This window comes from Acinetobacter lactucae (assembly GCF_013344765.1).
Lineage (GTDB): Bacteria > Pseudomonadota > Gammaproteobacteria > Pseudomonadales > Moraxellaceae > Acinetobacter > Acinetobacter lactucae_A.
In genome coordinates this window covers 1-4,219 of record NZ_JABVBF010000225.1, presented here as the reverse complement: position 1 = coordinate 4,219, position 4,219 = coordinate 1, and the positions used below count along the sequence as shown (strand labels likewise).

The window sequence follows — 4,219 nt, the reverse complement described above, 5'->3', positions numbered from 1 at the left end:
TTGTTGCAAAACTTGGAAGCTTTTCAAAAGAAACTTGAAACAGCCGAATTGAGCGTGCAAAAAAACTACCTACAGCCGAATACATAAAACCTGCAAATAGAGGCACAGTTAAAATTTTAAATACGGCGGGCTGAGGATATTGCCATGACGCAATCGCGGGATGCGTTAAAAAAATTTCCATGACCATCGCCATGACGTGAAATAGAGCAATAACTTTGGCTTCTGCCCATGATTCAAGCTTTAAATAAAGTAAGCAGATCTGGATTAACAATGCATAGATGAGTAAATAATCATAGCGATAAAAACCCATATATTCATGGCTTCCCATCGGTGCTGTGAAAGCAAAAGCAATTAAAAGCAGAATACCAAACAAGGCTGCCGAAACAGCCTTACCGATAAAATGAATGGGTAAAGTGAGATGGCGCACAAAAAACTATCCTAGATATTTAGCACTATACTCATGCACTGTATCTACAAAGATTTTTGGTTGCGCAGGGTCTACCCACTGGGTAATACCGTGGCCTAAGTTAGCAACGTAACCTGTTTTTTCACCATTTGCGTAAGCATCGTCTAACATTGCTTTTACTGCTTTTTCAATTGAGGCAGCCGAACCATATAAAACAGCAGGATCAAGATTGCCTTGTAACGCTAGACGCCCAGACACAATATTTCGAGCTGTATTAAGCGGAGTAGTCCAGTCCAGCCCTAATGCATCTGCACCAGTAGTAATCATTGGCTCTAGCCATTGACCACCACCTTTGGTAAACACAATAATAGGAATGCGGCGGCCATCTTTCTCACGCTGCAAACCAGCAATGATTTTATTCATGTAGTTTAAAGAGAATTCGACGTATTCGCGGTGTGCCAATGCCCCGCCCCAACTATCAAAGATCTGGATGGCCTGAGCACCTGCATCAATTTGAGCATTTAAATAGTCAATCACTGAATCTGCTAAATGATCAAGTAAAGCATGCAAAACTTCTGGCTGCGCATACATCATTTGCTTGGTAAAACGGAATTCTTTACTTGAACCACCTTCAACCATATAAGTCGCTAGCGTCCACGGGCTACCCGAAAAACCAATCAGTGGAACTTGACCGCCTAAAGCTGAACGAATTGTACTTACCGCATTCATCACATAATCAAGGTCTGATTTTGCATTTAATTTTGGTAAATTCGCGACATCTTGTTCAGTACGTACGGTCTTTTGAAACTTAGGACCTTCTCCAGTTTCAAAATAAAGTCCTAAACCTAATGCATCAGGAATGGTTAAAATATCTGAAAATAAAATCGCTGCATCTAGGTCGTAGCGGCGTAAAGGCTGCAAAGTCACTTCGCAAGCAAATTCTGTATTTTTACATAGAGATAGAAAGTCGCCTGCTTTTGAACGTGTTTCTCGATATTCAGGCAAATAACGTCCTGCTTGACGCATCATCCATACCGGTGTGGTATCTACAGGTTCGCGTAACAAAGCTCGTAGGAAACGATCATTTTTCAAAGTCGTCATTACCAATCTCTATATTCTTTATGTGGCAGCATCATATCAAAAACATAAAGATTTTTATAATTTCAATTTCACACAAAAAACTCGTCAATCTACTAAAAAATGCATATTTACACAAAAGTCTACTGCAAGCTGCTGGGTTTTCTGCAATACTTGCAACATGTTACATTGGGTCTATTGATATTCTTTTAACCACTAAATTGCCAATCTTGGGCTCATAGAAATGAGTTATTGGTAATTTTATGCACTTTTAGATTCGATCAAGCCCCTATTGCTTATATGAAAATTCTTAAGGTTGAATTACATGTTTGTTCGCTCATTACTCGCTATGAGTTTAAGTTGTATTATTGCTAATGTTGCTTTTGCTGCTTCAACAACTGAGCAACCCCTGAACCCTAAAAAGGTATCAGCTCCTGTAGAAGATCCGATCGATCCTTTAGCAGTAGAAGCAGCTTCAACTGTCCAAGCTCAAGCTCCAACACAAATTACCGCTCAAGAACAAAATGACTTAAATCGAGCATCAACAACATTACAAAATTTGCAAAAAGCTGAAGATCAAAATGCTGATTCAGGTATTGCTGCTTCAGCGCCAGTAGCCGTAGCTAAAACGACTGCAACCACAGCAAAGACTTCAGCCCCAGCAGTTTCTTGGACATTAGATAGCTTAAATTCGGCTGAATGGTCTGAAAATATTGGTAAGGGCCAGTTTCCAGTCTATGCTCGTGCTCACGTCATGCTAAATAATGCTCATGCCTCTCCTGGTGCAATTGATGGTATGAGTGGCAAAAACACATTAAAAGCAATTTCTTCATTCCAGCAAATGAATGGTTTATCACCTACCGGTGAATTAACTAAAGAAACTTGGGATGCATTAGTTGCAAAACAAACAAAACCTGCATTTATTGAATACACGATTACTGATGCTGACTTAAAAGGCCCATATGCACAATCAATTCCTTCTGATTATGCTTTACAGGCTAAAATGAAAGGTTTGTACTACACACGTGTTAGCGAAATGTTGGGCGAGAAGTTTCACATTGATGAAGCTTTCTTAAAGACAATCAACCCAACAGCAACATTCAAGAAAGCGGGTGAAAAAATCATTGTTCCAAACGTACGCAATGATTTACCAGAAGACATTCATTTGATTATTGCGCATAAAGGTGCAAAACAACTGTATCTGTTCAATAGCCGCAACCAAATGATTGCGTCATTTCCTGCAACAATTGGCAGTACTGATACGCCTTCTCCGACCGGTACTTACAAGGTAGTTGGTGTAGCCCGTAACCCTTGGTATAGCTACTCACCTTCAAACTTTATTCAAGGTAAAAACTTAAAACCTCTTTCTTTACCACCAGGTCCAAATGCTCCTGTAGGTAATATCTGGATTGGTTTAAGTAAAAAATCTTTTGGTATTCACGGAACACCAAATCCATCTTTAATTTCTAAAACAGCATCACACGGTTGTATCCGCTTAACCAACTGGGACGCAAATGATTTAGGAAATAAAGTACGTTCTGGTGTAACTGTTAAATTCCTTGAATAATCAATAGATTCATTAAAGACCTGCCTTCATGGCAGGTTTTTTTATGCTTAAAATATTGATCAATAAAAAACTTTACAACCATATCAATTATGCAACGACATGTTGCAGTTAGCCTATTTTTCTGACCTTTATAGAACGTTAAGATATTCCTCAAGAGATAAATAAAAATTTGGGAGATTAGATCATGAATGCTTATCTACATCGTGGTGAAGATCGAGGACATGTAAAAGCGGGTTGGTTAGAGTCTTATCACAGCTTTTCATTTGGTAGTTGGTACGACCCTAAATATATGGGTGTTAGTGCATTACGTGTGATTAATGATGACAGAATTGATGCGCATAATGGTTTCGGCACGCACTCGCATGACAACATGGAAATCTTAACCTGTGTATTAGATGGTGCGATTTCACACCGAGACACCATGGGAAATGAAGGCCAGATTAAAGCAGGTGAATGGCAGCTCATGAGCGCTGGCACAGGCGTGGCCCACAGTGAAATCAACAACACTGATACGCCTGTACATTTATTACAGATCTGGATCATTCCAGACGTAAAAGAAGCTGAGCCAAATTACCAGCAAATTAGCCTTGACCCACGCAATGATCCAAACAAATGGCATTTAATTGCAGGGCCTGACGCAAATGCACCAATGCATATTCGCCAAAATGCAGAAGTAAAATCTGCCGTATTGGAAAAAGGACATGAGTTAAACGTTGAGCCAGTTAAAAAAGTGAACTATGTCCATATTATTTCAGGTGTAGTTCGCATTGGCGATCAAGAAGTTAAAGCAGGCGATGCTTTGGTTTTTGAAGATAAAGCGACAATTCAAGCGGTTGAGGACAGTCAATTTATCTGGTTCGATTTACCTTAAATCATAAAAAAGCCCTTTGCATAAAAGGGCTTTTTTAATCCTCTCCACCGCCCCCACTATCACAGCTACCCGAGTCTGAAGAGGATGAACAGTCATTTGAATGGCTAGCGTTGTGATGGCTGTTGTCATAAAAATGGTGTGTTGAAGAAGATGAATGATCGTGCTTACCAGATCGTGAATAATTTTTTAAATTTCTAAACATTGTAATTAAACAAATGAGTCCGATACTGGAAAAAATCACAATAAATATAATAATAAATAACTTCAAATAACGACCTCCTAGATCAAGCTATAGAGA

4 protein-coding genes are annotated in these 4,219 nt (G+C 39.2%); 2 read left to right on the top strand and 2 right to left on the bottom strand.

Annotated features, from left to right (window positions below; all coding sequences use genetic code 11):
- The coding region (locus HUN22_RS15820) for a DUF817 family protein (RefSeq protein WP_174731327.1) at positions 1-427 on the bottom strand (427 nt) is incomplete at its 3' end.
- Positions 428-433: 6 nt separating this feature from the next.
- A complete protein-coding gene (gene hemE, locus HUN22_RS15815) occupies positions 434-1,507 on the bottom strand; it encodes a uroporphyrinogen decarboxylase (RefSeq protein WP_174731324.1) in 1,074 nt (357 codons plus the stop codon).
- 301 nt (positions 1,508-1,808) lie between these two features.
- On the opposite strand from hemE, the gene HUN22_RS15810 reads away from it, so the two are divergent.
- Both HUN22_RS15810 and HUN22_RS15805 read left to right on the top strand, forming a co-directional pair.
- On the top strand, positions 1,809-3,050 hold the full coding sequence (locus tag HUN22_RS15810) for a L,D-transpeptidase family protein (protein ID WP_174731321.1): 1,242 nt from the start codon (positions 1,809-1,811) through the stop codon (positions 3,048-3,050).
- Between the two features lie 184 nt (positions 3,051-3,234).
- The gene (locus HUN22_RS15805; protein ID WP_174731318.1) at positions 3,235-3,921 is read left to right on the top strand and encodes a pirin family protein; all 687 of its coding nucleotides are present in this window, start codon (positions 3,235-3,237) and stop codon (positions 3,919-3,921) included.
- Positions 3,922-4,219 lie beyond the last annotated feature (298 nt).

What these genes read in the sequence shown, in the direction of transcription:
- HUN22_RS15805 (WP_174731318.1), top strand. Translation starts at nt 3,235, where the DNA reads ATGAATGCTTATCTACATCGTGGTGAAGATCGAGGACATGTAAAAGCG.
- HUN22_RS15810 (WP_174731321.1), top strand. Translation starts at nt 1,809, where the DNA reads ATGTTTGTTCGCTCATTACTCGCTATGAGTTTAAGTTGTATTATTGCT.
- hemE (WP_174731324.1), bottom strand. Translation starts at nt 1,507, where the DNA reads ATGACGACTTTGAAAAATGATCGTTTCCTACGAGCTTTGTTACGCGAA.